The organism is uncultured Subdoligranulum sp. (genome assembly GCF_937890665.1).
Genome location: NZ_CALADU010000312.1, coordinates 1 through 5,387, shown reverse-complemented (window position 1 = coordinate 5,387; position 5,387 = coordinate 1). Strand labels below are relative to the sequence as shown.

Below are 5,387 nucleotides of genomic sequence, written 5' to 3'. Positions count from 1 at the left end.
CTTTTTGAGCAACTTGATGCGGGAGATTTTCTCCTATCTCATCATTCCCTACATCGCCCTGCGGCTGAACTACTACACCAGCATCGCCCCCGCAGGGGCCACCAGCGAGGATACCACCTTGCCCATGATGCTGAAATATACCAACGAGGAGACGGTGGTGCTGTCGGTGCTCAACGGCATGATTTGTTCGCTGTTTGTGCCGGTCATCATCTCGTTATGCCTATAACAAGCGGGGCCTTGGCCCCGCTTGTTTTGTTCACAAAAAGTTTTTGGTTTATATACTTGACTTAGTCAACCTATGGGAGCATACTTGACATTGTCAAGCAAGAGAACGCAAGACGAACCCAACAAAACTTCGCCCGCCCGGCGGGCCCACCTCAGAAAGGGGTATAACGATGAGCAAGCTGAAGGATTTTATGCAGATTTTGACCGGGCATTTCAACAATGCCGAGCAGTATGAGGCCAAGAAAGGGGAGAACTTCCCCTATGCGGAGCACCGGAACACGGCCTGCAACGACAAGATCGAGGGATTGCCCGCCGATTTTGCGGGGGTCTTTATGGTGGAGGAAAGCTACTTCACGGCCAACGGCGCCACCCATGCGGCGCCCCATCTGTTCCTGTTCACCGAGCAGGACGGCGGCGTGCTGCTGACCAGCTACGACATGCCGGCCGGGTACGACAAGGACAGTTTTACCTATGCGAACCTGAAGCCGGTGGCTTACGCGGACCTGAAGCCTTCGGCCAAGTTCACCCCGGCCCTGTATACCGAGAAGGACGGCGTCTGGGAAGGGGGCAGCACCTCGATGTTCAGCCCGGTGCTGAAGTTCACCCTCTTTGAGCGGTTCAGCAAGGATGTGCTGGAAGTGTCGGAGAGCATGGAGGTCAACGGCAAACGGACCTTCGGCTACGATGAACCCATCCTCTATAAGCGGGCGTAAATATGGTCGTTCTTTTCTTGCAAGAAAAGAACCAAAAGAACTCTGATAAAAAAGATCCCGCAGGGAATTTCCCTGCGGGATCTTTTTCGTTGGAATTTCTTTGGTTCTTTCTTTGTAAAGAAAGAACACCTCTGCGCTTAGCTGAACATCACCACGTCGTCCGCGGGTTTCTCGCCGGGTTCCACCGCCAGTGCAGTAAGCACCGGCCCGGTGGAGTCAGGGGTCTGGCCCTTGTAGATGGGGTGATATTTGAGGTTGACCTTGGCGGTCAGGGTGATCCAGCTACGCTGTTCCAGATTTTTGTAATCGTCGTACTTGCAGGGGAATCCCACAAACTGGATATCCTGCACGCAGCAGGTCATGGCGAACCGGCCGGGCACAAAGCTGTTCTTGCCCGCCCGGTTGGTCTGACAGACCTGCGCCAAGAATTTTACCGTCTTGCCGTCGTATTTCTTGGCGTCGTCCATGCAGTCCATATACCAGATGCCGAAAAATTCCTCCGGGATCTCGATGACCGGGGCGTTCACGTCAAAGGGCAGCGGGTCGGGGATGTCGTCGTAGGCTACGCTGCCGTCGGCAAACTCATAGGCGATGTCGCACCGGCGGCTGGCCTGCCGCACCAGCTTGTGGACCAACTGACGGCTCTCCTCATCGTTCACATGCTCGGCACGGTTGACCACCAGCAGCTCGCTGCCCCGCAGCTTGTCCAGCAGCAGGGACCGCATGGCGTTGTCCCCCGCATAGGTCTTGATGGTCGTGCCGTCGGCGGTGGTCAGGCACTGGTAGACCAGCCAGTTGTCGGGCAGGGCGTCGTACAGGTCCTGTACCAGCCACATACCGTTGTATTCAATAATGACCCGCCCGCAGCCGGACTTCTTCTCCAGCGCGGTGAGGTTCTCCTTGGTCAGCTCGCTCTTGTCCTCCAACTGGGCCACATGCACCCCGCCAAACGCAAAGCGGTCGGGATCGTACTCCTCCTCGCCCTCTTCGCAGACCAACAGCAGCGTCTTGTCCCCCGAATCAAACTGGGGGTCCTCCATCGTCTCCTGAATAAACTTGGTCTTGCCGCTCTCCAACTGACCGACAAACAGGTAGACCGGAATCTGTCTTGCCATAGCTGTGTTCCTTTCTTGCTTACAGGCCGAACAGCGCGGCGATGGCTGCTTCGTTCAGTTTGGAGCCGATCACGCAGAGCTTGCCGGTGACGTCGGGGGTGCTGGGACGGATCTCGTGCTCGCCGGGGACCATGTCGAACTCCAGCCAGCCTTCGTCGCCGCCGTCCACAATGCCCTTGGCACGCAGGATCATGCCGTATTCGCCGCCGTCCAGCTTGGTGAGGGCCTCATCCAGCACCGCGCGGCTGAACTTGTGGGCCGTCTCCCGGCCCCAACTGGTGAACACTTCGTCGGCATCGTGGTCGTGGTGGTGATGCCCACAACTGCAAACGCCGTGCTCGTCGTAGTGGTGCTCATGATGATGGTCATGGTGGCAGCACTCGTGCTCCTCCTCGTCATGGTCATGATGGTGGTGGCAGCACTCGTGCTCTTCCTCGTCATGGTCGTGATGGTGGTGGCAGCATTCGTGCTCTTCCTCCTCGTCATGGTCGTGATGGTGGTGGCAGCACTCGTGCTCTTCCTCGTCATGGTCGTGATGATGGTGGCAGCACTCGTGCTCTTCCTCGCCATCCTCATGATGATGGTGATGGTGGTGATGCTCCTCCTCACCGGCATGGGCTTCGTTGGCGGCGCGGGCTTCGCTGAGCAGTTCCGCCACCAGATCCCGTTTGCCGTCCATCACCGAGACGATCTGCGCGCCGGACAGGGCGGTCCAGTCGGTGGTCACGATGGTGGCGGTGGGGTTCTTTTCGGCCAGCAGGGCCACGGCGTCGGCTACCTTCTTCTCGCTGGCGTTGCCGGTGCGGCTCAGGATGATGCAGGACGCATGGCTGACCTGATCGTCGTAGAACTCACCGAAGTTCTTCATATACATTTTGACCTTGTTCACGTCGGCCACCGTGACAAAGCTGTTCAACTGGACGGGCAGGGCCTCGGCTACGCCTTCCACGGCGCGGGTCACGTCGGACAGCTTGCCCACGCCGGAGGGCTCGATGAGGATGCGGTCGGGATGGTAGGTTTCCACCACCTGCTTGAGGGCTTCCCGGAAGTCGCCCACCAGCGAGCAGCAGATGCAGCCGGAGTTCAGCTCGTTGACCTGAATGCCCGCTTCCCGCATGAAACCGCCGTCAATGCCGATCTCGCCAAATTCGTTTTCGATCAGGACGATGCGCTCCCCGGCGAAGCACTCCTGAATCAGTTTTTTGATGAGCGTGGTCTTGCCTGCGCCCAAAAAGCCGGAAAAAATATCAATTTTGGTCTTATTCTCTGCCATGATGGCACCTCTATTTCCGTGAATTGGTTGGTTCTGGCAGTCGCAAACACTAACTGCTAATACCATTATAACAAACGCGTCAAGGGGTTTTGCCCCTTTTGCGGGACCGTTTTTTTGAACTTTTTGCAAATATTGTGCCCGCTTGACCTTTTTATAAAACGTGGTATGATGAAACCATATGATACGCATAAAGGGAGTGTTCAACGTTGACGACCAACGAAAAGATCGCCGCGCTGCGTGCCGCTGCCAAAGCCGCGGGCGCAGACGCCGTGCTGTTGATGACCAGTGACCCGCATTGCAGCGAGTATCTGCCCGATTATTACAATGCCTTGCCGTGGTTCTCCGGCTTTACGGGGGAAAATTCCACCTTGGTAGTCACGCAGGAAGGTTCGGCGCTGTGGTGCGACGGCCGTTTTTATGTGCAGGCCGACAAGCAGTTGGCCGGGACCGAGATCGAGTGCATGCACGCCGGTTCGGCGGGTGTGCCCACGGTGGAGGAGTATCTGGCGGCGCACATGACCGCCGGCCAGACCCTGCTGCTGGACGGAAGCTGCGTGCCCGCCAATCTGGCCCGGGAATACACCGAAGTGCTGGCCAAGAAGGGCGCGGCGCTGAAGAGCCAAGACGTGGCCAGCCCCATTTGGGATGCTTCCGGCGAGCGTCCGGCCCTGCCCGACACTCCCTGTGAACTGCTGACCCCGGCCCAGACCGGCGCCACGGCGGCCCAGCGCATCCAGATGGTGCGGGACGAGCTGGCCAAGGCGGGCGCCACGGCGTTGGCCGTGACGGGACTGGACTGCGTGGGCTGGCTGCTCAACCTGCGGGCGCGGGACCTGCCCTGCACGCCGTTGGCGGTAGCCTATGCGCTGGTGACCTCCAAGGACTGCACGCTGTTTGTGGCACCGGGCCGCATCAGCGAGGCCGACGCCGCCACGCTGGCCGAGAGCGGCGTGACGATGCGGGGCTACACCGAGCTGCTGGACGGCGTGAGCAAGGTGGATGCCGACGAGGTGTTCTTGGTGGACGAGAAGGCCACCAACTACGACCTGTACACGGCACTGTGCGCCTACAAGACGGTGCCGGGCACCGACCCGATCTTTGCGCTGAAGGGCGTCAAGAACGAGGTGGAGCTGAAGAACATCCGGGAATGCCATATCCGGGACGGCGTGGCGGTGGTCCGGTTCGAGATGGACTTGGAGAAGGCGCTGGCCGAAGGGCAGGAGCTCTACGAGACCGATATTGAAAAGATGCTGATCCGGCGTCGTTCCGAGCAGCCGGGGTATCTGGAGGAAAGTTTCCCCGCCATTGCAGCCTGGGGCCCCAACGCCGCCATGATGCACTACCATGCCGAGGGCGAAGTCAACAGCAAGATCGAGCGCAAAGGCTTTTTGCTGGTGGACAACGGCGGGCAGTATGACTGCGGCACCACCGACATCACCCGGACCTATCCGGTGGGACCCTTGACCGACGACGAGCGCCGGTACTATACCTGGGTATTGCAGAGCCACATCGACATGGCCCGGGCGGTCTTCTTGGATTACTGCACCGGTTTTGCGCTGGATACCTTTGCCCGGGGACCGGTGTGGGCCCACAAGGTGAACTATCGCTGCGGCACCGGCCATGGCGTGGGCTTTATCTCGGGCGTACACGAAGGCCCCCAGAGCCTGCGGCCCAACAACCCGGTGGTCTTTAAGCCGGGCATGACCATCACCGACGAGCCGGGCATCTATGAGACCGACGAGGTAGGCATCCGCATCGAGAACGAGCTGGAGTGCATCGATCTGGGCGACAACCAGTACGGACATTGGCTGGGCTTTGCGCCGCTGACGGTGGTGCCCATCGACACCACGCCGGTGCTTGTGGATGAGCTGTCCCGGGTACAGATCGACTGGCTGAACGCCTTCCACCAGCATGTCTACGAAACGCTGGCCCCCCGCCTGAACGACGAGGAAAAGGCGTGGCTGCAAAAGAAGTGCGCGCCCATCGGGCGGTGAGGCGCTGCTTCCTCAAAGAGGAGGTTCGGATTCAGCGGCTGCGCCGCGTCTCCTGCACCTCCCCTTT

Annotated in this window: 5 protein-coding genes; 3 read left to right on the top strand and 2 right to left on the bottom strand. The window is 59.5% G+C overall.

Features of this window, described 5'->3' with window-relative positions; genetic code table 11:
• Both Q0526_RS17940 and Q0526_RS17935 read left to right on the top strand, forming a co-directional pair.
• Positions 1-226 (top strand): LysO family transporter (locus Q0526_RS17940; RefSeq protein ID WP_298736692.1); only part of this gene is annotated, 226 nt, incomplete at its 5' end.
• Positions 227-395: 169 nt separating this feature from the next.
• Entirely contained in the window at positions 396-938 is a 543-nt protein-coding gene (locus Q0526_RS17935; protein ID WP_298736690.1) for a hypothetical protein, read from the top strand.
• A 137-nt stretch (positions 939-1,075) separates the two neighbouring features.
• Here the strand turns inward: Q0526_RS17935 and Q0526_RS17930 are convergent, their stop codons facing one another.
• Complete coding sequence (locus Q0526_RS17930; protein ID WP_298736688.1) at positions 1,076-2,053, bottom strand: GTP-binding protein; 978 nt, start codon at positions 2,051-2,053, stop codon at positions 1,076-1,078.
• Between the two features lie 19 nt (positions 2,054-2,072).
• A complete protein-coding gene (locus Q0526_RS17925) occupies positions 2,073-3,326 on the bottom strand; it encodes a GTP-binding protein (protein WP_298736686.1) in 1,254 nt (417 codons plus the stop codon).
• A gap of 206 nt (positions 3,327-3,532) precedes the next feature.
• Between Q0526_RS17925 and Q0526_RS17920 the strand changes: the two genes are divergently transcribed.
• Positions 3,533-5,320, top strand: coding sequence for an aminopeptidase P family protein (locus Q0526_RS17920; protein ID WP_298736683.1), 1,788 nt, complete (start codon positions 3,533-3,535; stop codon positions 5,318-5,320).
• Positions 5,321-5,387 lie beyond the last annotated feature (67 nt).

Bases quoted from the DNA above. Each gene is read 5' to 3' on its own strand.
- Q0526_RS17925 (WP_298736686.1), bottom strand. From the start codon at position 3,326: ATGGCAGAGAATAAGACCAAAATTGATATTTTTTCCGGCTTTTTGGGC.
- Q0526_RS17935 (WP_298736690.1), top strand. From the start codon at position 396: ATGAGCAAGCTGAAGGATTTTATGCAGATTTTGACCGGGCATTTCAAC.
- Q0526_RS17930 (WP_298736688.1), bottom strand. From the start codon at position 2,053: ATGGCAAGACAGATTCCGGTCTACCTGTTTGTCGGTCAGTTGGAGAGC.